The organism is Marinobacter nanhaiticus D15-8W (genome assembly GCF_036511935.1).
Taxonomy (GTDB): Bacteria; Pseudomonadota; Gammaproteobacteria; order Pseudomonadales; family Oleiphilaceae; genus Marinobacter_A; species Marinobacter_A nanhaiticus.
This window is the reverse complement of record NZ_AP028878.1, coordinates 4,058,135-4,080,054: the sequence shown is the minus strand read 5'-3', so window position 1 is coordinate 4,080,054 and position 21,920 is coordinate 4,058,135. Positions and strand designations below refer to the sequence as shown.

The window sequence follows — 21,920 nt, the reverse complement described above, 5'->3', positions numbered from 1 at the left end:
GGGATACTGATGAGCGTCATTACGTCAGATCGTCGCACACTGGTAGTCGGGCTCGGTAAGACCGGGCTCTCCTGCGTGCGCTACCTGCAAAAGCAGGGGCGGTCTGTTGCCGTGGCCGATTCACGCGCAAACCCGCCCGGGCTGGACGAATTGCGCGCGCAGTTTCCTGATGTGGCGGTACAGTGCGGCGAATTTAATGCGGATTATTTTGCCGGCTTCAACGAGTTGGTCGTCAGCCCCGGCATCAGCATCGAAACGCCGGCGATTGCCCATGCAAGGGAGCAGGGTGCCTGGATACGCGGCGATATCGACCTGTTCAGCCAGGCCGCCAACGCACCGATCGTGGCCATCACCGGTTCCAACGGCAAGACCACCGTTACGACGCTGGTTGGCGAAATGGCCAAAGCCGCCGACGTTCGGGTTGCGGTGGGTGGCAATATCGGCACACCTGCGCTGGACCTGCTTGATGAGAGCATCGAACTCTATGTGCTGGAGCTCTCCAGCTTTCAGCTGGAAACGACCGAAGCGCTGGGTGCGGAGGCGGCAACCATCCTCAATGTCACTGATGATCATATGGATCGCTATCCCACGAAGATGTCGTACTTCCAGGCCAAGCAGCGCATCTATAACGGCTGCAGGAAAGCGGTGATCAATCTCGACGACGCCCTGAGCCAGCCCATGGCCCGGGACAACCTGAGCTTCCGCTGTTATGGCCAGCACCGGATAAATCCCGGTACGTTCAGCCTTCGTGAGGATGGGGGGCAGCTGTGGATCACCTATGGTTTCGACAACCTGATTCGCACAGATGAGCTCAAGCTGATCGGTCTCCACAACCTGCTCAATATCATGGCTGCACTGGCCCTGGGAGACTGTGTGGGTCTGCCCATGAACACCATGCTCGATGTCGCCCGTCGCTTCGAGGGCTTGCCGCACCGGTGTCAGTTCGTACGTACCGTGAATGGCGTTGAATACATCGACGATTCCAAGGGCACGAACGTGGGTGCCACGGTCGCAGCCCTGGATAGTCTCAAACCGACCGTCGGTCAACTCGTGTTGATCGCGGGTGGCGACGGTAAAGGCGCGGACTTTGCACCGTTGCGGGATGTCGTGCGCCGTACCTGTCGCCATGTGGTGGTGTTTGGTAAGGACGCCGCCCGCCTGGAAGAGACCCTGACAGACCAGGTCGTGGTATCGCGTGTAAAGGATCTGCCGGCGGCAGTTGAAACTGCGGCTCGCGAGGCTCATGCCGGTGACCGGGTTCTGCTGTCGCCAGCTTGTGCCAGCCTGGACATGTTTACCAACTACGAAGCCCGCGGCGCGGCTTTCGTCGAGCAGGTGGAGGCGTTGTCATGAGCTTCTCCCTGCATTTGACGTCTGCGCCTGAACAGCGTGGTATCCCGCCACTGTCATTGTTGATCTTCAGCTCGGTCACGCTGCTGCTGGTCGGTGTCGTCATGATTGGGTCCGCGTCTATGGATACCGCGGCACTGAACATGAATAGCGCCTACTACTATATGGCCCGACAACTTGTTTACGCCTTGCTGGGTATTGGCGTTGCACTGATGGTGGCCAACGTACCCCTGAGCTGGTGGGAGCGCAGTGGCTGGTTGTTGCTGGGGGTGGGGCTCCTGATTCTGGCGTTGGTGCTGACGCCGCTGGGCCGTACTGTCAACGGCTCCACTCGTTGGATCCCCCTGGGGCTGTTTAACGTCCAGGTTTCCGAGGTGGCCAAGATCTGCCTGATTGCTTACCTCGCTGGCTATGTGGTACGTCGTCGGGACGAGTTGGTGAACACATGGCTGGGCTTCCTGAAGCCGGTCATCGTGTTGGCCTTTGCCTCGGTGCTGTTGGTTATCGAGCCCGACTTCGGCGCAACGGTTGTCCTTATGGCTTCGGCCCTGGGCATGATTTTCCTGAGTGGTGTGCGGCTGAGCCGTTTCCTGCCTCTGATCGCGGTCTGCGTGGCAATGGGGGCGGCGCTTGTGGTGTTCCAGCCTTACCGGCTAAAGCGGGTGGTGTCCTACCTCGATCCGTGGCAGGACCAGTTCGATACCGGCTACCAGCTCACACAGTCTTTGATCGCGTTTGGTCGCGGCGAATGGACGGGTGTGGGACTCGGTAATTCGATCCAGAAGCTGTTCTACCTGCCGGAAGCCCATACCGACTTCATCTTCGCCATTATCGCTGAGGAGTTCGGTTTGATCGGATCGCTGGCGGTACTGGTCCTGTTTGGTCTGCTGGTTTGGGTGGGGCTGGTCATCTCCCGGCGCGCCGAAGAGGCGAAGATGCCGTTTGCCTCCTGCTTCGGCTATGGCCTGACCCTGCTTATTGGTTTGCAGGCGGTCATCAATATGGCGGTTAACACCGGCCTCCTGCCGACTAAGGGGCTGACCCTGCCGTTGGTAAGTTATGGCGGCAGCAGCCTGCTGGCCACCTGTGTCTGCATCGGCGTTTTGGCTCGTATCGAAATGGAGCGCCTTGATCGGCTCGAACAGGCCGACCGTGACAAAGGCAACGGGCGCAAACCGAAAGGAGGCGCGCGGTATGACGACTAAGCGCTTCCTTATTATGGCTGGCGGCACCGGTGGTCACGTCTTTCCGGCCCTGGCGACAGCCCGTAGGTTGCAGGAGTGCGGCCACGAGGTCTTCTGGCTGGGGTCCCGCGGTGGCATGGAAGAACGGCTGATCGGCGAAACAGATATCCCGCTGTCGACGATCTCCGTGTCCGGCCTGCGGGGCAAGGGACAGTTGGCATTGCTCATGGCGCCGTTCCGCTTGGCACGGGCGCTCAAGCAAGCGCTGGAAGTCGTCCGCGAGATCCGGCCGCACTGTGTCATTGGAATGGGCGGGTTTGTGACTGGCCCTGGTGGAGTTGCCGCCTGGATGACGCGGACACCCCTGCTGGTGCACGAACAAAATGCCATTGCCGGGATGACCAACCGGATCCTGGCGAAGTTTGCCAAAACGGTTATGGAAGCGTTTCCGGGCAGTTTCGGAAGCCGGGTGGTGACCCGCTATACCGGTAATCCGGTGCGCAGTGACCTGGCGGACATCGACGAACCGCAACAGCGTATGGTCGGTCGCGAGGGTCCTGTGCGCCTGCTGGTGCTCGGTGGAAGCCTTGGTGCCCAGGCGATCAATACCGTGCTGCCAAAGGCGCTGGCCTTGCTGCCGGAAGAACAGCGGCCCACCGTACGCCACCAGTGCGGAACACGGAATCTGGAAAACACCGAAGACTATTACCGGGAAGCCGGTGTGCAGGCGGAGCTGGAACCGTTCATCAAGGATATGGCCGCGGCCTATAGTTGGGCCGACGTGGTGCTCTGCCGGGCCGGCGCATTGACGATTGCGGAACTCTGTGCGGTGGGGCTGGGCGCGATCCTGGTACCGTTCCCGCATGCGGTGGATGATCACCAAACATTGAATGGACAGCAGATGGTCAAGGCCGGCGCTGCCATTCTCATCCCTCAGAACAAACTGACTGAAGAGGTGCTGGCCGAGGCGCTGAGCACATTGACCAGTGATCGCGACAAGGTTGTGGCGCTGGCCGATGCGGCTCGTTCGCTGGCCCGTACCGATGCTACGGAGCGAGTTGTGAATTATTGTCTGGAGGCGGCGCATGGGTGAAACAACGAATCCGCCGTTGGTATTTCAGGTGCCTGAGATGCGCCGGATCCGCCGGATCCATTTTGTCGGCATCGGTGGCGCCGGCATGTGCGGTATTGCCGAAGTGCTGCATAACCAGGGTTACGAGGTCTCCGGGTCCGACATCAAACAGGGTGCTGTGACTGATCGCCTCGAAGGTCTTGGCGTGCAGATCTTTATCGGGCATCGCGAAGAGAACAGTGCCGATGCGGATGTTGTGGTCGTTTCCACTGCGGTGAAATCGGAGAATCCGGAAGTGGCCGCGGCCCGTGAGCGCCGGGTACCGATCGTGCCGCGTGCGGAAATGCTGGCGGAGATCATGCGCTACCGCCACGGTATAGCCGTCGCCGGCACTCATGGCAAGACCACCACGACCAGCCTGATCGCGTCCGTGTTGGGCGAGGCAGGTCTGGATCCCACGTTCGTTATCGGTGGCCGGCTTAACAGCGCCGGAACCAATGCCCAGTTGGGCGGCTCGCGCTACCTGGTGGCCGAGGCGGATGAGAGCGATGCCTCCTTCCTGCACCTGACACCGGTGATCTCGGTGGTGACCAACATCGAAGCGGATCACATGCACACCTATGGTGGCGATTTGGAGCGGTTGAAGCAGACCTTCGTCGACTTCCTGCACAACCTGCCGTTTTACGGCGTCGCCGTGATGTGCAGCGACGACGACTATGTGCGTGAGATAACACCACGGATTTCCCGGGCGATCATCACCTATGGCATCGACGATCCCGAAGCGGACTATCGTGCGGTGGATATCCAATCTGATGGGCTGCGAACCCACTTCACCGTCAAACGGCCGGGTGATCGCGCCGACCTCAAGGTCTCCCTGCGCATGCCGGGCCGCCATAATGTGCTCAACGCGCTGGCGGCAATCGCCGTTGCCACCGATGAAGGCGTGGACGATGACGCCATTACACGTGGGCTGGCCGGCTTTGCCGGTGTGGGGCGTCGCTTCCAGGTCTACGGCGATTATCCGATTGATAAGGGCACTGTGACCCTGGTCGACGATTACGGTCATCACCCGACGGAAGTGGGCGCGGTGATCCGCGCAGCCCGGGAAGCCTGGCCTGAGCGTCGGCTGGTGATGCTCTACCAGCCGCATCGCTACAGCCGTACGCGGGACCTCTACGAGGATTTCGTCAAGGTCCTGTCCGATGTGGATGCGCTGCTGCTCATGGATGTCTACGCGGCGGGCGAGCCGGCGATTCCCGGCGCTGATGGTCGCGCCTTGTGTCGCAGTATCCGTCAGCGCGGGGATGTCGAACCGATCTTTGTCGAGGACGAGAGCGAAGTCGAACACCTGCTGACGACCACGCTGCGCGATGGCGACGTGCTGTTTACCCAGGGTGCGGGTGACATCGGTGGTCTGGCGGCACGGCTCGCAGCCTCGGGTCTCAAATCCGGAGGTGCGTCATGACAGTCACGAACTACCGTGCAGAGCCGGACATGATCCGGGCCTTCGGACGCGTTGCGGTCCTGATGGGCGGCGATTCGGCCGAGCGCGCAGTCTCTCTCAAAAGTGGCGAGGCGGTACTCAACGCGCTGATAGCCGCGGGTGTGGATGCCCATGGTGTGGACGTCCAGGGCAGCCTGCTATCTGTCGTCGAGAATCACGAGTTTGATCGGGCATTCATCGCATTGCATGGTCGTGGCGGGGAAGACGGCACGATCCAGGCGATCCTGTCCGAAGCCGATATTCCTTACACCGGCAGCGAGGTGCTGGCGTCGGCGCTGGCGATGGACAAGTTGCGCACCAAGTACGTCTTTGAGGGACGCGGTCTGCCGACGCCGAAGTTCCGCACCATGGCAGCTGCCGACGATGCCGATGAGATCCTGGCGGCCATGCGCACGCCCCTGAGCGTCAAGCCGTCCCGGGAAGGTTCCAGTATCGGAATCCGCAAGGTCAATACCCGGGACGAACTCGTCGAAGCCTACCAGGTGGCCAGCCAGCACGATCCAATCGTGCTGGTGGAGGAATGGATCGAAGGGCCGGAGTTCACCGTGAGCCTGCTCCAGGGGCATGCGTTGCCGGCGATCGGTCTTAGTACAGATCACGTCTTCTACGACTACGACGCCAAGTACCTGAGCAACGACACCAAGTACCGGGTCCCATGCGGCCTGGCACCTGACGATGAGCTGCGGCTGCAGGAGTTGGCGCTGGAGGCCTTCCGGGCCGTGGGGTGCCGCACGTGGGGACGTGTCGACATCATGCAGGACGCCAATGGCGAATTCTGGCTGCTGGAAGTGAATACCGTGCCGGGAATGACTGACCACAGCCTGGTGCCGATGGCGGCCCGAGCCGCCGGTCTGAGTTTCGAGGAACTGGTCGTCCGTATCCTCGCCGACACTCTGGAGAGCGCTCATGCTTGACCTGATGCACCTGCGCATGCGCCAGCCGCCGGAACCCCCGCGGCGCCGCGGCGCCACGACCGCAGGACCGGAGCGGACGCCATTCAACCCGCTACGTGTCGTCCTGGGGTGGCTGGCTGGTCTGCCGTGGCTGCAGTTGTCATTGGGTGCCGGTGTGCTGATCCTGGCTGGATTGGTGCCCTGGGCGACGGGCGCGGCGCTGAACGCGCTGGATCGGCAGATTGCCGATGTCGAAATCAAAGGCGAATTCAACGGATTGAATCGAGACAAGCTGGACGCAGATCTGCGCAGTCTGATCGGCCGCAGCTTCTTTGCAACGGACCTCGAAGACGTCAAGCGCCTGGTGGAGCGTGAGCCGTGGGTCGAGTCGGCTGCCGTGCGCCGGGTCTGGCCCGACCGCCTGGCGGTGGAAATCCGCGAGGAGCGTCCTCTGGCTTACTGGAACGATCGCCAGGTTATTGGCCGCTCCGGACACGTCTTCGAGCCGGTCAACCCGGAAGCCGCAGGCGCCTTGCCGCGGCTTGCCGGGCCTAATGACCGGGTGGAAGAGGTACTGGTGCTGGCCCGCTCCATGGCTAACGAGTTGCACGAACAGGGCATCGGCTTTGCCGGGCTAGCCCTTGAAAAGCGCGGAGCCTGGACGCTACGCATGGGTAATGGCATCGAAGTGGCGTTGGGTCGGGATCAGGTGGAAAGCCGGTTCGAGCGATTCCTGACCGTTTACCAACAGCGCCTGGCCGCGCGAGCGGACGAAGTGGAACTCATCGACGCGCGGTATACCAACGGCGTGGCGGTGCGCTGGAAGACGCTTGAGAAAGCGCCTGAGAAAAATTCATAGACCATTCATCTGGTGAAGCACATGTCAGGGGTTGAAACGGAAAACATGATTGTCGGCCTGGATATTGGCACCTCGAAAGTGGTGGCCATTGTCGGCAAGCGCAAACTGGACGGCACCATCGAGATTGTCGGCATCGGCTCGCACCCGTCACGGGGGCTCAAGCGCGGTGTCGTGGTGAACATCGAGACCACGGTGCATGCCATCCAGCGCGCAGTGGAGGAAGCGGAGCTGATGGCCGGCTGCCGCATCCATTCCGTGTATGCCGGCATTGCCGGCAGCCATATCCGCAGCCTCAACTCCCACGGCATCGTGGCCATTCGTGACCGGGAGGTCACGCAGGCGGACATCGACCGGGTGATTGATGCTGCCCAGGCGGTAGCGATCCCGGCTGACCAGAAAGTGCTGCACATCCTGCCGCAGGAATTCGTCATCGATAATCAGGAGGGCATAAAGGAGCCCCTGGGCATGTCCGGGGTGCGGCTGGAAGCCAAGGTGCATCTGGTGACCTGCGCCGTGAACGCCGCACAGAACATCGAGAAGTGCGTGCGCCGCTGCGGGTTGGAAGTGGATGACGTCATTCTCGAGCAGTTGGCTTCAAGCTATGCGGTGCTGACCGAGGATGAGAAGGAGTTGGGCGTCTGTGTCGTCGATATCGGTGGCGGAACGACCGACATCGCGGTGTTCACCGGTGGTGCCATCCGGCATACGGCGGTCATTCCCATTGCCGGCGACCAGGTCACCAACGATATTGCCATGGCGCTGCGCACACCCACGCAGAATGCCGAGGAAATCAAGATCAAGTATGCCTGCGCGTTGACTCAACTGGCGGGCGCTGACGAGACCATCAAGGTCCCCAGTGTCGGTGAGCGCGCGCCGCGCGACCTGTCCCGCCAGGCCTTGGCGGAGGTGGTTGAGCCTCGCTACGAGGAGCTCTTTACCCTGGTGCAGACTGAGTTGCGCCGCTCGGGATTCGAGGATCTTATCCCCGCGGGCGTAGTGATCACCGGTGGTTCGTCCACGATGGAAGGCGTCGTGGAGCTGGCCGAGGAGATCTTCCATATGCCGGTGCGGCTGGCTTCGCCGCAGTCCGTGTCCGGCATGAAAGACGTAGTCAACAATCCGATCTATGCCACAGGGGTCGGGTTGCTGATTTACGGGTTCCGCCAGATGGATCTTGGTAAGGGACCTGTGCTCCGCAGTGAGGATGCCCCTTCGCTGTTCGAGCGCATGAAGAACTGGTTCACAGGCAATTTCTGAGAACCGGTAAAACTGCGGCACCGCCGGCCTTGCCGGTAAAACGAAGGTATCTCGAAAAAATATCGACCACCAAAAGGTCGGAATCTATTACGAAGGAGTAGGGGAAATGTTCGAACTTGTTGATAACGTGCAACAAAATGCCGTAATAAAAGTTATAGGTGTTGGCGGCGGTGGCGGTAACGCCGTGCGTCACATGCTGACCAGCGACATCGAAGGTGTGGATTTCATCTGCGCCAATACAGATGCCCAGGCGTTGACCGATATGGGGGCCAAGCAGGTCATCCAGCTCGGTGGCAACATTACCAAGGGGCTGGGTGCGGGTGCTAACCCGGAAGTCGGTCGCCAGGCGGCGCTGGAAGATCGTGATCGCATCGCCGAGGCCCTACAGGGTGCGGATATGGTATTCATTACGGCCGGCATGGGCGGCGGTACCGGTACTGGTGCAGCGCCGATCGTGGCCGAAGTGGCGCGTGAGTTGGGCATCCTGACCGTTGCCGTGGTTACCAAGCCGTTTAATTTTGAAGGTGGCAAGCGAATGTCTGTCGCCGAATCCGGTCTGAAGGATTTGGAAGACAGCGTCGACTCGCTGATTACGATTCCTAACGAAAAACTGCTTGCAGTGATGGGTAAGAAGACTAGTCTTCTTGACGCTTTCGCTGCCGCTAACGACGTATTGCTGGGCGCGGTTCAGGGTATTGCCGACCTGATCACCCGCAACGGCATGATCAACGTCGACTTTGCCGATGTGAAAACCGTGATGTCCGAAATGGGCATGGCGATGATGGGCACCGCCCGCGCTACCGGCGAGAACCGTGCGCGCGAGGCCGCCGAGGCCGCAGTTCGCAGTCCGCTGCTGGAAGATATTAACCTGCAGGGCGCGAAGGGTATCCTGGTCAACATTACAGCCGGCATGGATCTCAACCTGGGCGAATTCTCCGAGGTTGGCGACATTGTTCGCGAATTTGCATCCGATTCGGCCACCGTGGTCGTAGGCACTGTTATCGATCCGGAAATGACCGACGAACTGAAGGTCACGGTTGTGGCCACCGGCCTGGGCGGCGAGCGCGAAAAGCCGACCAAGGTGGTGGACAACACACGGACGCTGGATGGCAAGACAGATTATCACCAGTTGGATCGCCCGGCGGTCCTGCGTCGTCGCGCTGTTGCCAATGGCAACGTGGCCATTGACCAGGAGCGTGATGGTGACGAGCAGAGTGTCGATTATCTCGATATTCCCGCATTCCTGCGTCGTCAGGCAGATTGATAAGCTGTCTCAATAGGGATTCGGGATAAGATAGAAATAAACTAGGAAGGCGAAAGCCGTAACCCTTCGGGAATTACCGATTGGTTAAATGGTGTTCAGTGCTACTTTCTGGTAAGCTTCGTGCAGTTTTTTGCCCGAATGATATCTAACTTTTGTGACGGATTTTTGTACGATGATCAAGCAACGTACGCTCAAAAACACCATCCGTGCGACCGGGGTCGGTTTGCACTCGGGTGAGAAAGTCTATCTGACGCTCAAGCCTGCGCCGGTCGAGACAGGGATAGTGTTTCGTCGAACCGATCTGGATCCGGTCGTCGAGATCAAGGCGTGCGCTGAGAACGTCGGCGAAACCATGCTGTCCACGACACTGGTCAAGAACGGTGTCCGTGTAGCAACCATCGAACACCTGCTGTCGGCCATGGCTGGTTTGGGTATCGATAACTGCTACGTCGAACTGAGCGCGGCTGAAGTTCCCATCATGGACGGTAGTGCTGGTCCTTTCGTTTTCCTCCTGCAATCGGCGGGCATTGCCGAGCAGGATGCGCCCAAACGGTTCATTCGTATCAAGCGCGAAGTTACTGTCGAGGAAGACGACAAGAAGGCCACCTTCCTGCCGTTCGAGGGATTCAAGGTGAGCTTTGGTATCGATTTTGACCACCCGGTCTTCAAGGGCCGTGCGCAGAACGCGACGGTCGACTTCTCTTCAACTTCATTCGTGAAGGAAGTCAGTCGTGCGCGCACCTTTGGATTCATGCGGGATATCGAGAAGTTGCGCTCCATGAATCTGGCGCTGGGCGGCAGTGTAGACAATGCCATCGTCGTTGATGATTACAAAATCCTGAACGAAGACGGTCTGCGCTATGACGATGAATTCGTCAAGCACAAGGTGCTGGACGCCATCGGCGACCTGTACCTGCTGGGCAATAGCCTGATCGGCGAGTTCCGCGGGCTGAAGTCGGGCCATGACCTGAACAACAAGCTGCTGCGCAAACTGCGGGCTGAAGAGGATGCATGGGAAGTCGTGACCTTTGAGGATGAGGCCACGGCACCCATTTCGTACCTCAAGCCCGTTCTGGCATCTCAGGCCTGAGAGAGGATGCTCAGTTCCTGACGTGACGGGACAGTTTTTCGAGAACTTCGCGTAAACCTTCGTCCTTCGTGTGCCCGGCTTCCTGCTTCAGGAGTCGGGCATTTTCGTTACTGAGTGGTTCCTTCTTTACAGCTGGTTTTTCCTTGGGCCTGGGGGGAGCGACCTTGACCTTCAGCCGCCAGGCATACTGGAAGTCCGGCGCCTTTCTCAATTGTTCGAGTATCTCTCGCTGTCGCATACGGACTTGACTGGCCACAACGCTGCCATCGGCCGAGATCGCAAGATCGCCATTGTGGTAGCTCAGGAATCGGCAGTGAGCCCGAAGATTCTCCGGTACTGCGGCGAGCACAGTCTTCTCGGCCCTGCGGTGGATTTCCGCATTGGCCAATAGCCGGCGCAGGTTGGGCTCGAGCCGCGAGTCGGTGGGTTCCAGGGTCAGGTTAGTCTTTCGTTTCATGCTTTTGTCCGCGACATGTGGTCTATAGTCGCTATGTTCACCAAGAGGATATAGCTCGACGGTACCGGTTACGATTGGTTACCATTTGGCACGGTTTGTGGATGTCGCCTACATTACACTTGTTTTACCTTTTCGGATCGGTGCCTGTCCAGCTCGAGTGATTCGACGGTCGGCGTCGATTAAAGCCGTATCAACTATTGGTGAGGCAACGATCGATTCATTCGTAATGGGTCTATCAGGTGGTCACGTTGTGAAAAGCGCAGGGCGATGAAGTCCATTGTACGCCCTCTACTCCTGCAATCGGCAATGGATCTTGCCCGGCGGGCCGGTCGTGATAAGTGGTTTTTCGCCTGGATGTTCGAAAAGCTTCTTCGTAAGTGAATGCAGACTATGAACATTATCTTTGTCAGCAAGAGCGCGGGGCAATCTCGCTCGTTTCGCCTCAACCTGCCGTTGGTGGTGAGCCTATTGCTGGTTCTCGCGGGCATCGTCGCTGGCGCCGGCTGGGCGGGTTACCGTCTTGGTGTCGTGGAGCCGGAGCCGCTGGCTTATGGTGCGACGTCCTCGCTGGTCAACAGCTGGGAGGCGCGTTTGCTGGAGCAGGAATCGCGCGTGCGTGACCTGCGGCAAACCACCGGTCAGCAGGTGGATGCGTTGACATTACGCCTGGGGCAGATGCAGGGGCGCCTGTTACGTCTGGATGCCTTGGGGCAGCGACTGGTGGAGTCGGCGCGCCTGGATAACGGCGAGTTCGATTTTGACCAGACGCCGGCTGTCGGTGGTCCCGAGCAAGGCACGATGGGCGAATCCTTTACCACGCCTGAGCTGACCGCGATGATCGATCAGCTCGAGGAGCGCATAAGCAATCGCGAGCAGCAACTGCGCCTGCTGGATCAACTGATTTCCCGGGCCCGCCTGGAGGACGAGCGTTTCGTAGCCGGTCGCCCGATTACCTGGGGCTGGCTGTCTTCTCGCTATGGGTATCGCTCTGATCCATTCACCGGCAAGCGTACCTGGCACGATGGCGTCGACCTGGCCGGCAAAGAGGGGAGCGACATTATTGCCGTCGCCGCCGGGGTCGTCACCTTCGCTGGTGACCGCTACGGTTATGGAAACCTGGTGGAAATCGACCACGGCGACGGTTTGGTGACCCGGTATGGCCACTGTAAAACGGTCAAGGTTTCGGTTGGAGACGTCGTCCAGAAGGGGCAGGTCGTTGCACTGATGGGAAGTACGGGGCGCTCGACCGGACCACACGTCCATTTTGAGGTCCGCCGCAACGGTAAGAGTCAGAACCCGGAGGACTACATCCAGCGTGCCAGCCGCTGACTGTCCGGCAAAATAAAGCCACTTCGGGTCTCCCAAAGTGGCTTTTTTGTGTCAGGATAGCCCGCCGGTAACGTTCGCGATGTGGTGCAATACGCCATGGCAAGGCCGTGCCTTTCGCCCTCAAAAGAAATAAGGTTAGAATGCCGTCTCGGCAAGGCATGTCCGGGATGGCTCCCCATGTCCCATCGTGCCTTTCGCAGTAGCCGTCCTGCGGAGTGGATGGTTAGGCTCCCCAAGTATGCAGGCGTCCATGGCCGGACCGGGCCATGAGGTGCATTTCGTTAATTAAAGAAGCAGTGGTCTATGTTCACGAACCTCGCAACGAAAATATTCGGCAGTAAGAATGCTCGCGAAATCAAGCGCATGCGCAAGACGGTTTCGCGCATCAATGAGTTGGAGGAGGCGTTCGGCGGGCTGTCGGACAGCGAGCTTCAGGGCAAGACGGCGGAGTTCCGCCGTCGGCTGGATGAGGGTGAGCATCTGGATCAGCTGCTACCGGAAGCTTTCGCGACGGTACGGGAAGCCGCCAGGCGGGTGCTGGGCATGCGCCACTTCGATGTCCAACTGATTGGTGGCATCACCCTGCACGAAGGCCACATCGCGGAGATGAAGACCGGTGAGGGTAAGACCCTGGTGGCTACCGCGTCCGTTTATCTCAACGCCTTGCCGGGCGAAGGTGTCCACGTCGTAACCGTGAACGACTACCTGGCCAGTCGGGATGCCGAGTGGATGGGGCAGGTCTACCGGTTCCTGGGTATGCAGGTCGGCGTCATCATGTCTGGCCAGGATGGTCAGTCCAAGCGCGATGCCTATGCCGCGGACATCACTTACGGTACCAACAACGAATTCGGCTTCGACTATCTGCGCGATAACATGGCTTTCAGCACGGCGGACAAAGTCCAGCGCGGGCTGAACTATGCCATCGTCGACGAAGTAGACTCCATCCTGATCGACGAAGCCCGAACCCCGCTGATTATTTCCGGCGCCGCCGAAGATAGCTCGAAGCTCTATCAGGCCGTCAATACCCTGGTGCCGAATCTGGAAAAAGGTGAAGTTCTAGAAGAAGGCGAGCCGACTGGCGATTTCACCGTTGACGAGAAAAGCCGTCAGGTGGAATTGACAGAAGGTGGTCACGAAAAGGTAGAACAACTGTTGATCGACAAGGGGCTACTGGAGGAGGGCGACAGCCTGTACTCCGCTACCAACCTCAGTCTGCTGCACCACGTGCATTCGGCCCTGCGTGCTCATCACCTGTTCCAGCGGGACGTGGACTATATCGTCCAGGGTGGTCAGGTGGTCATCGTCGATGAACACACCGGACGTACCATGCCCGGTCGGCGCTGGAGCGAGGGCTTGCACCAGGCCATCGAGGCGAAGGAAGGCGTCAAGATTCAGGCGGAAAGCCAGACGCTGGCGTCCACCACCTTCCAGAACTATTTCCGTCTCTACAACAAGCTGGCCGGGATGACCGGGACGGCCGATACCGAAGCCTTCGAATTCCGTCAGATTTACGGCCTGGACGTGGTGGTGATCCCGCCCAATCGGCCGATCCAGCGTATCGACTACAACGACTTGGTGTATCTCACCCAGGAAGAGAAATTCCAGGCCATAATTGACGAAATCAAGGATGTGACCAGCGAGGGCCGTCCGGTACTGGTGGGTACGGGCTCTATCGAGGCCTCCGAGCTGCTGTCCATGCTGCTACGTAAGGCGAAAATCGACCATAACGTGTTGAACGCGAAGCAGCACGAGAGGGAAGCGCACATCATCGCACAGGCTGGTCGGCCTGGGGCGGTTACCATCGCCACCAACATGGCGGGCCGGGGTACCGATATCGTGCTCGGCGGTAATTGGGAAGAAGAAGTTGCCCAGCTTGAGGATGCGACCGAAGAGCAGGTCGCCCGGATCAAGGCAGAATGGACCGAAACCCATAACAAGGTGCTGGAAGCCGGCGGTTTGCATATCATCGGCACCGAACGTCACGAGTCCCGCCGGATCGACAACCAGCTTCGTGGCCGCGCGGGCCGCCAGGGCGATCCGGGGTCATCCCGCTTCTTCCTGTCGCTGGAAGATAACCTGATGCGTATCTTCGCCCCGGATCGGGTGAAGAACATTATGCAGGCGATGGGCATGAAGAAGGGTGAGGCCATCGAACATCGTATGGTCACTAATGCCATCGAAAAGTCCCAGCGCAAGGTCGAAGGCCGAAACTTCGACATGCGTAAGACGCTTCTCGAGTACGATGACGTTGCCAATGACCAGCGTACGGTGATCTACGAGCAGCGTAATGAAATCATGTCGTCCAACGACATCAGTGAGCTGGTGGACACCGTACGAGCGGACGTGGTCGATACGGTAATCAGCGAGTACATCCCGCCCCAGAGCATGTCCGAGCAATGGGATGTCGCCGGCCTTGAAGCGCAGCTGCAATCGGAAATGGCCATCGAGCTACCGATACAGACCTGGTTGGACGAAGATAACAAACTGTACGAAGAGCGGCTGCGTAAGCGAATCCTTGAGGAGATCGTCAAGACCTATAAAGAAAAAGAGGAAATCGCCGGCGCCGAGCCCATGCGTAACTTCGAGAAGCAGGTCTTCCTCCAGGTGTTGGATACCCTCTGGAAAGAGCACTTGTCGAACATGGATCATCTGCGTCGCGGTATCCATCTTCGCGGCTACGCTCAGAAGAACCCGAAGCAGGAATACAAGCGCGAGGCGTTTGCCCTGTTCGAGAACATGCTCGATGCCATGAAGCGGGATGTCACCCGGATCCTTTGTCACGTGCGAGTCCAGAGCCAAGACGAGATGGCGGAAGTCGAGCGCAAGCGTCGTGAAGAGCTGGAGCGCCAGATGGCAGCAGCCAAGCTGCGTCACGAGCAGACCAGCGCAACTGCAGAAAATGCGGGCGAGGCCGGTGAGAACCCGCGGGCTGGTTCCGAGACGCCGCAGCCTGAAACTTACGTGCGCAACGAGCGCAAGGTTGGCCGTAACGAACCCTGCCCTTGCGGTTCCGGCAAGAAGTATAAACAGTGTCATGGCCGCATGGCCTGATAGACGCGTTTGAATGACTCGCCTTTGTTGGCGGGCTGATTGACAGTAACGTCCGCTGTATCGGAACTGCCAAAGGGTGGACCGGAATAGCGGGCGTTTTTTGCATTTGAGGAGAGTGAAATGGCGGTTGGATTAGGTCCCTTGCCGGAATTTTATCCAGTGGCAGGTTTGCGTCTCGGTATCGCACGGGCCGGCATCAAGAAGCCAGGGCGTCGTGATCTCGTTTTGTTGGCGCTGGAGGAGGGCGCTCGAGTTGCGGGCATCTTTACGCGGAACCAGTTTTGCGCGGCTCCGGTTCTCGTTACCCGGGATCACTTGTCCAAGGCGTCTCCGCGCTTCCTGATGATCAATACAGGCAATGCCAATGCCGGCAATGGCGAAAAAGGTATGGTCGATGCTCAGGCCTGCTGTTCCGCTTTGGCGGAATTGGCTGGTATCCAGCCGGAGCAAATACTGCCGTTCTCCACCGGTGTTATCGGCGAGCCGCTTCCGGTCGAGAAAATCCGCAGCGGTCTGCCCGAGGCACTGGATAACCTGTCCGAGGTCAATTGGACCGAAGCGGCCCAGGGCATCATGACCACCGATACCCTCCCCAAGGGCGCAACGCGCATGCTGGACCTGGAGGGCCATGCCATCCATATTTCCGGCATCAGCAAGGGCGCCGGTATGATCCGGCCGAACATGGCCACTATGCTCGGTTTTATTGCCACTGACGCCGCCATTGAGCCCGGCTTGTTGCAAGAGCTGGTCTCCGAGTTGGGCGAGAAGTCCTTCAACCGCATCACGATCGATGGCGATACTTCCACCAATGATGCCTGCATGCTGATCGCGACCGGCAAGAGCGAAGCACCGCAAATCACCCGGGATAGCGGCCACCTGCCGGCGTTCCGCGATGCCCTGCGGGAAATCTTCATGACCCTGGCCCATGCGATCGTGCGTGACGGCGAAGGCGCCACAAAGTTTATCGGTATCCGTGTCGAACAAGCGGGTAATACCCAGGAAGCCCTCGACGTTGCCTATACCATTGCACATTCACCGTTGGTGAAAACGGCCCTGTTCGCGTCCGACCCCAATTGGGGGCGCATCCTCGCGGCAGTCGGACGCGCCGGAGTACCCGATCTTGATCTGACGGCTATCGAGATTGATCTTGGCGATGTCGCCTTGGTACGCAATGGCGGGCGCGCAGCGGACTATACCGAGGCTCGCGGGCAGGGAGTGATGAACCAGTCCGATATCACGATCCGGGTCGCCCTCGGCCGCGGCGAGATCGCGGAAACGGTGTGGACCTGCGACCTGTCCCACGATTACGTGACCATCAACGCCGAATACCGGACCTGACGATGAAGGAAGTACACGTCGCCGTCGGCGTGGTGCGCCGCGGTCGCGACGTCCTGATTGCACGCCGCCCGGATCATGCCCACCAGGGCGGCCTGCTTGAGTTCCCTGGGGGTAAGGTGGAGCCTGGCGAGAGCGTTCAGCATGCCCTGGCTCGCGAACTTCAGGAGGAAGTGGGCATTCACATCAATCCCCGTTTACTGCAGCCCGTGATCGGCATTCGACACGACTATGGGGATAAGCGGGTATTTCTCGATGTCTGGTCAACCGACAGTTACGAGGGCGTGCCGCATGGTCGTGAGGGACAGCCGGTGCAATGGCTCGATATCTCCGCGCTAAGCGATGGAGATTTTCCGGCCGCTAATCGGCCAATCATTCGCGCCCTGAAGTTACCCGGCACCTATCCGATCAGCGGTGGCGACGGGCTGGACGAACAGACGCTCTTTGAAGTCGTTTGCGACCGCCTGGGGCGTTTACGTCCTGAATGGTTCCTGTTACGGGCGCCATGGCTTGATGACGCAGCTTATGAGGCCCTGGCACATCGCATTACAGTCTGGTGCAATCCAAGGGAGATTCAGGTGATCCTCCATGGCGACCCCGCGTTGCTCGAACAGGTGCCGGCGTCGGGCGTACACTTACCGTGGCGAATCGCCCAAACGCTTAAACGGCGGCCGTTGGCCAACACTGCCTGGTTGGGCGTATCCTGTCATAGCGCGGACGAACTGGCCCATGCCGCCCGGCTGGGTGCGGATTTCGCGACCCTGGGGCCGGTTATGGCGACTGCCAGTCACCCCGGCGCTGCGACCTTGGGTTGGGTCGCTTTCGGCGATAGCGTGGCGGGTGCCACCCTTCCCGTTTACGCCTTGGGCGGACTTCGCTGGGGCGAAAGCCGGATCGCCCGTGAGGCGGGCGGTCAGGGCGTGGCGGCCATCGGCGCGTGGTGGAATGAAGTTCCGGAACATCAAGGAGAAACCGTTGAGTGAGCTGACACATCTCGATGAATCCGGCGCGGCGCGCATGGTGGATGTCACGGACAAGGCCGCGACCAGCCGTGAAGCACGTGCCGAGGCCTTTATTCGCATGTTGCCGGAAACCGTGGACATGATCGTCGAAGGGGAGCACCCGAAGGGCGATGTGCTGGCCGTGGCACGGGTGGCGGGTATTATGGCGGCCAAAAAAACCCACGAATTGATCCCCCTGTGCCACGCCCTTAACCTCACATCTGTTAAGGTGGAACTGACACCGAACACCGAGGTCCCAACCGGCGTTCATGTCGAGGTCACCTGCCGCCTCTCCGGTCAGACGGGTGTGGAGATGGAAGCGCTGACCGCGGCCAATATTGCGGCACTGACGCTGTATGACATGTGCAAGGCGGTCGATCGGGGCATGGAAATCGAGGGCGTGCGTCTGCTCGAGAAGAAGGGCGGGCGTTCAGGTCATTGGCAACGGACTTGAGAGGAATGGAAGCATGACGGCAGCATTAGTCGACAATTTCGGGCGGGAGGTCACCTACGTCCGTATCTCCGTCACTGACCGCTGCGACTTCCGTTGTGTCTACTGCATGTCGGAGGACATGACCTTCCTGCCAAAATCTGAAATCCTTTCTCTCGAAGAAATTGAGGTCATCGCCCGAAACCTTGTCGCCTGCGGGGTGAGCAAGATTCGTCTTACCGGTGGCGAGCCCTTGGTGCGCCCCGGGGTGGTGGGCTTGGCTGAACGCCTTAGACAGTTACCGGGCCTGAAGGAACTCTGCATGACCACCAACGGTGGCCGGTTGGAAGAGTTCGCTGGCCCCTTGAAAGCGGCCGGCGTCGACCGACTGAATATCAGTCTCGACAGCCTTGACCCCGTGAAATTCCGTGAGTTGACGCGGATTGGCAAGCTGGAGCGGGTGCTGGCGGGTATCGATGCTGCCCAGGCCGCCGGCTTTGAACACACCAAGCTCAATGCTGTGGTGATGAAGGGCCGCAATGCCGAAGAAGTCGTCCCGTTGGTACGCTTCGCCCTGGATAAAGGGCTGGATATCAGCTTTATCGAGGAAATGCCGCTCGGCGTGATTACCGAGCACGACCGGGCCGAGGCGTTCTGCTCTAGCGAAGAGATTCGCGATGAACTGTCTACTGTTTTCGACCTCGAGCCGATCGACGACGATACCGGTGGTCCCTCGCGCTATTGGCGGGTACCCGGTTCAGACAACCGGATCGGCTTTATCTCGCCCCACAGCCATAACTTCTGCGGCGACTGCAACCGGGTGCGGCTGACGACTGAAGGTCGGCTGCTGCTTTGCCTGGGTAATGAGCACTCCATGGACTTGCGCGAGGTCATCCGTTCCCGTCCCGGCGATGACCTGGCGGTCCAGAAGGCCCTGCATGCCGCTATGCAGCTTAAGCCCGAACGCCACTACTTTTCCCACGACACGGAACCCCAGATCCTGCGTTTCATGAACGCCACCGGTGGCTGAACTGGGCCCTCAAGACGCATGGAATAGGGTACGCCCGCAACGTCCATTCTGCTAAAATGCGCCGCCTGTTAATTCGAGTGAGGTAACGCCGTGGCTGTTCGCTATGTCCAGAGCTGCCGGCTCCCGACGCCTTTCGGTGTCTTCGACATGCATGGATTCGAGGAACCGGATACCGGCAAGGAGCATATCGCCCTGACCCTGGGGTCTCTGGAGGGCGATGAGCCCGTACTGGCCCGCACCCATTCCGAATGTCTCACCGGCGATGCCCTCTACAGTATGCGCTGTGACTGTGGTTACCAGCTCGAAGAAGCCCTGCGCAGCATCGCACGGGAAGGTCGTGGCATTCTTATGTATCTGCGTCAGGAAGGCCGCGGCATTGGACTGCTCAACAAGATCCGCGCCTATCACCTGCAGGATCAGGGCGCTGACACGGTGGAAGCCAACGAACAGCTCGGCTTCGCGGCAGACCTGCGCGATTACACCATGTGCAAGGATATGCTCGACCACCTTGGCATCGGGCGTCTGAAGCTCATGACGAACAACCCACGCAAGGTGAACGCGCTACGTGGGCTCGGCATCGACGTGGTCGAGCGGGTTGCCCTGCACGTAGGTCGAAATCCCCATAACGAGAATTACCTGGCCACCAAGCAAAGCAAGCTTGGGCATTGGTTGGAGACTCATCAGGATGATGAGGCGTGAGGGTTAGATAGGGTCTGTCCGGGTAACGTAGCGACGTAGCTCGGGTTAGCAAAGCGTAACCCGACAAGGTGGTCTCGGCTGGCGAATGAGTGTCAGCTTTGTAGAGGTTTGTCGGGTTACGCTTTGCTTTTACGCCCTTGGGTGAACCCGACCTACGCTTGGGGTTAAAGCTTCGCGGCTTACTTGACCGCCCGCAATGCCTGCAGATCACTAATCTGCGCCAGGCGCGCTTCGATGGTTGCCTGGATGCCCGCGGGATCCAGCCCACACTCCGCCAGGAGCTCTCCATGCTTGCCGTGATCGACGAACCGGTCGGGCAAGCCGATATGCAGCAATGATGCCGCAATACCTTCAGCGTTGAGGAATTCCGAAACCGCACTGCCGGCACCGCCGGCCACTGCATTCTCTTCCAGCGTGACGATCACATCATGCTGTTCTACCAGTGTCTCGATCAGGTCCGTATCCAAGGGCTTGACGAAGCGCATATCGGCGACGGTGGCGTCGAGGGCCTCTGCGGCCGGCATGGCCGATGCGAGCAGGGTGCCGAAGTTGAGGATCGCAATTCGCTTGCCCTCACGAACCACGCGACCTTTGCCGATCGGCAGGGTCTTCAGTTCCTTATCGGTTTCGGCGCCGGGGCCCGTGCCCCGGGGATAGCGCACGGCAGCCGGGCCTTCATGGCTTAAGCCGGTTTGCAATAGCAGCCGCGTTTCGTTCTCGTCCGAAGGCGCCATCACGATCATGTTGGGGATGCAGCGCAGATAGGTGAGGTCGAAGGAGCCGGCGTGCGTCGGCCCGTCCTCACCTACCAGGCCCGCGCGGTCGATGGCGAAGAGTACGTCGAGGTCTTGGATGGCGACATCGTGGATTAGCTGATCATAGGCCCGCTGCAGGAACGTGGAGTAGATAGCCACCACGGGTTTGACGCCATCGCAGGCCAGCCCGGCCGCAAGGGTCACGGCATGCTGTTCGGCGATCGCCACGTCATAGTAGCGATCGGGAAAACGCTGGCTGAACTGGACCAGATCTGAACCTTCGCACATGGCGGGAGTGATGCCCACGATACGCTCGTCCTGCTCGGCGGCATCGCACAGCCATTGGCCGAAAACGTTGGCGTACTTCAGCTTTTTGGGCGCCGGCTTGGTATCGGCCGGTGTTACCGGGGGCTTGGGCTCGATCTTGTTAATGGCGTGGTAGCCGATCGGGTCGGCCTCCGCCGGCGCGAAGCCCTTGCCCTTCTTCGTCACGATATGGAGGAACTGCGGGCCTTCCAGCTCGCGCAGGTTCTGTAGGGTATCCACCAGTAGCGGCAGGTCGTGGCCGTCGATCGGGCCGATGTAGTTGAAACCCAGTTCCTCGAACAGGGTGCCGCCGGAGATCAATCCCTTGAAGTGCTCCTCCGTCTTGCGTGCAATGGCCATCAGGTGCGGCGCGCCCTGAAGGACCTTCTTGCTGCCGTCGCGAACCTGGTTGTAGGTGCGGCTGGCCAGCAACTTGGCAAAGTAGTTCGACAGGCCACCCACATTCTGGGAGATGGACATGTCGTTGTCGTTGAGGATGACCAACATGTTGGCGCGCAGGTGGCCCGCATGGTTGAGCGCCTCAAAGGCCATTCCGGCGGTCATGGCACCATCGCCAATGACGGCAATTGACTTACGGTTCGACTGCTGCATCTTCGCTGCGACCGCCATACCCAGTGCTGCACTGATAGAGGTGCTGGAATGGCCTACACCGAAGGTGTCGTAATCGCTCTCGCCACGCTTGGGAAAACCGGCCAGGCCTTCCTTCTTGCGGACGGTGCCCATGCGCGCGCGGCGTCCGGTGAGGATCTTGTGTGGGTAGGCCTGATGGCCCACATCCCAGACCAGCCGGTCATCAGGCGTATTGAAGACGTAGTGAAGCGCGACGGTAAGTTCCAGTACGCCCAGTCCTGCGCCGAAGTGGCCACCGGACTGGCCTACACTCCAGAGCAGGAACGCGCGGAGTTCCCCAGCCAGTTGGGACAACTGATCTTCGTCCAGCTCGCGCAGCTGTTCGGGTGTGTCGACCCGATCCAGTAACGGCGTGTTGGGCTGGCGCGAAGGAATCTCCTTGAATATGGTCGTATCGTGCATC

The 21,920-nt window shown here is 59.7% G+C and carries 18 protein-coding genes; 16 read left to right on the top strand and 2 right to left on the bottom strand.

All coding sequences use genetic code 11. The annotated features are described in order from the left end of the window. Nucleotides 1–9 precede the first annotated feature (9 nt). The 9 genes from murD (at nucleotide 10) to lpxC (ending at nucleotide 10,473) form a co-directional block, all read left to right on the top strand. A complete protein-coding gene (gene murD, locus RE428_RS18235) occupies nucleotides 10–1,353 on the top strand; it encodes a UDP-N-acetylmuramoyl-L-alanine--D-glutamate ligase (protein ID WP_004583373.1) in 1,344 nt (447 codons plus the stop codon). After that, on the top strand, nucleotides 1,350–2,555 hold the full coding sequence (gene ftsW, locus RE428_RS18230) for a putative lipid II flippase FtsW (RefSeq protein ID WP_004583372.1): 1,206 nt from the start codon (nucleotides 1,350–1,352) through the stop codon (nucleotides 2,553–2,555). The genes murD and ftsW overlap by 4 nt, the downstream gene beginning before the upstream one ends. Beyond that, complete coding sequence (gene murG / locus RE428_RS18225) at nucleotides 2,545–3,627, top strand: undecaprenyldiphospho-muramoylpentapeptide beta-N-acetylglucosaminyltransferase (protein ID WP_004583371.1); 1,083 nt, start codon at nucleotides 2,545–2,547, stop codon at nucleotides 3,625–3,627. Before ftsW ends, murG begins: the two co-directional genes overlap by 11 nt. Then, nucleotides 3,620–5,071 (top strand): UDP-N-acetylmuramate--L-alanine ligase, encoded by a 1,452-nt coding sequence (gene murC / locus RE428_RS18220; RefSeq protein WP_004583370.1) that lies wholly within the window; start codon nucleotides 3,620–3,622, stop codon nucleotides 5,069–5,071. Before murG ends, murC begins: the two co-directional genes overlap by 8 nt. Continuing rightward, nucleotides 5,068–6,024, top strand: a complete 957-nt coding sequence (locus RE428_RS18215; protein WP_004583369.1) for a D-alanine--D-alanine ligase — start codon at nucleotides 5,068–5,070, stop codon at nucleotides 6,022–6,024. The genes murC and RE428_RS18215 overlap by 4 nt, the downstream gene beginning before the upstream one ends. Further along, nucleotides 6,017–6,862 carry a cell division protein FtsQ/DivIB gene (locus RE428_RS18210; protein ID WP_004583368.1) on the top strand — a complete coding sequence of 282 codons (846 nt, stop codon included), beginning with the start codon at nucleotides 6,017–6,019 and terminating at the stop codon, nucleotides 6,860–6,862. Before RE428_RS18215 ends, RE428_RS18210 begins: the two co-directional genes overlap by 8 nt. A gap of 21 nt (nucleotides 6,863–6,883) precedes the next feature. Further along, nucleotides 6,884–8,119 carry a cell division protein FtsA gene (ftsA, locus tag RE428_RS18205; RefSeq protein ID WP_004583367.1) on the top strand — a complete coding sequence of 412 codons (1,236 nt, stop codon included), beginning with the start codon at nucleotides 6,884–6,886 and terminating at the stop codon, nucleotides 8,117–8,119. A 106-nt stretch (nucleotides 8,120–8,225) separates the two neighbouring features. Beyond that, nucleotides 8,226–9,383 (top strand): cell division protein FtsZ, encoded by a 1,158-nt coding sequence (gene ftsZ / locus RE428_RS18200; protein ID WP_004583366.1) that lies wholly within the window; start codon nucleotides 8,226–8,228, stop codon nucleotides 9,381–9,383. Nucleotides 9,384–9,555: 172 nt separating this feature from the next. Continuing rightward, complete coding sequence (lpxC, locus tag RE428_RS18195; protein ID WP_004583365.1) at nucleotides 9,556–10,473, top strand: UDP-3-O-acyl-N-acetylglucosamine deacetylase; 918 nt, start codon at nucleotides 9,556–9,558, stop codon at nucleotides 10,471–10,473. Nucleotides 10,474–10,483: 10 nt separating this feature from the next. Here the strand turns inward: lpxC and RE428_RS18190 are convergent, their stop codons facing one another. Then, nucleotides 10,484–10,930 (bottom strand): DciA family protein, encoded by a 447-nt coding sequence (locus tag RE428_RS18190; protein ID WP_004583364.1) that lies wholly within the window; start codon nucleotides 10,928–10,930, stop codon nucleotides 10,484–10,486. 390 nt (nucleotides 10,931–11,320) lie between these two features. Between RE428_RS18190 and RE428_RS18185 the strand changes: the two genes are divergently transcribed. The 7 genes from RE428_RS18185 to ribA all read left to right on the top strand — a co-directional run bounded on the left by RE428_RS18185 (nucleotide 11,321) and on the right by ribA (nucleotide 19,805). After that, nucleotides 11,321–12,259: a M23 family metallopeptidase gene (locus tag RE428_RS18185; protein WP_004583363.1), complete on the top strand. Its 939-nt coding sequence runs from the start codon at nucleotides 11,321–11,323 to the stop codon at nucleotides 12,257–12,259. Nucleotides 12,260–12,562: 303 nt separating this feature from the next. Further along, the gene (secA, locus tag RE428_RS18180) at nucleotides 12,563–15,310 is read left to right on the top strand and encodes a preprotein translocase subunit SecA (protein WP_004583362.1); all 2,748 of its coding nucleotides are present in this window, start codon (nucleotides 12,563–12,565) and stop codon (nucleotides 15,308–15,310) included. Between the two features lie 120 nt (nucleotides 15,311–15,430). Beyond that, nucleotides 15,431–16,648: a bifunctional glutamate N-acetyltransferase/amino-acid acetyltransferase ArgJ gene (gene argJ / locus RE428_RS18175; RefSeq protein WP_004583361.1), complete on the top strand. Its 1,218-nt coding sequence runs from the start codon at nucleotides 15,431–15,433 to the stop codon at nucleotides 16,646–16,648. A gap of 2 nt (nucleotides 16,649–16,650) precedes the next feature. After that, nucleotides 16,651–17,628 carry a Nudix family hydrolase gene (locus RE428_RS18170; protein ID WP_004583360.1) on the top strand — a complete coding sequence of 326 codons (978 nt, stop codon included), beginning with the start codon at nucleotides 16,651–16,653 and terminating at the stop codon, nucleotides 17,626–17,628. Nucleotides 17,629–17,662: 34 nt separating this feature from the next. Next, on the top strand, nucleotides 17,663–18,100 hold the full coding sequence (gene moaC, locus RE428_RS18165; RefSeq protein WP_406564745.1) for a cyclic pyranopterin monophosphate synthase MoaC: 438 nt from the start codon (nucleotides 17,663–17,665) through the stop codon (nucleotides 18,098–18,100). 13 nt (nucleotides 18,101–18,113) lie between these two features. Beyond that, complete coding sequence (gene moaA, locus RE428_RS18160; protein ID WP_004583358.1) at nucleotides 18,114–19,106, top strand: GTP 3',8-cyclase MoaA; 993 nt, start codon at nucleotides 18,114–18,116, stop codon at nucleotides 19,104–19,106. Nucleotides 19,107–19,196: 90 nt separating this feature from the next. Then, the gene (ribA, locus tag RE428_RS18155; protein WP_004583357.1) at nucleotides 19,197–19,805 is read left to right on the top strand and encodes a GTP cyclohydrolase II; all 609 of its coding nucleotides are present in this window, start codon (nucleotides 19,197–19,199) and stop codon (nucleotides 19,803–19,805) included. A 179-nt stretch (nucleotides 19,806–19,984) separates the two neighbouring features. On the opposite strand, the gene dxs is transcribed toward ribA, so the two are convergent. Next, entirely contained in the window at nucleotides 19,985–21,919 is a 1,935-nt protein-coding gene (gene dxs, locus RE428_RS18150; RefSeq protein WP_004583356.1) for a 1-deoxy-D-xylulose-5-phosphate synthase, read from the bottom strand. Between the last annotated feature and the right edge of the window lies 1 nt (nucleotide 21,920).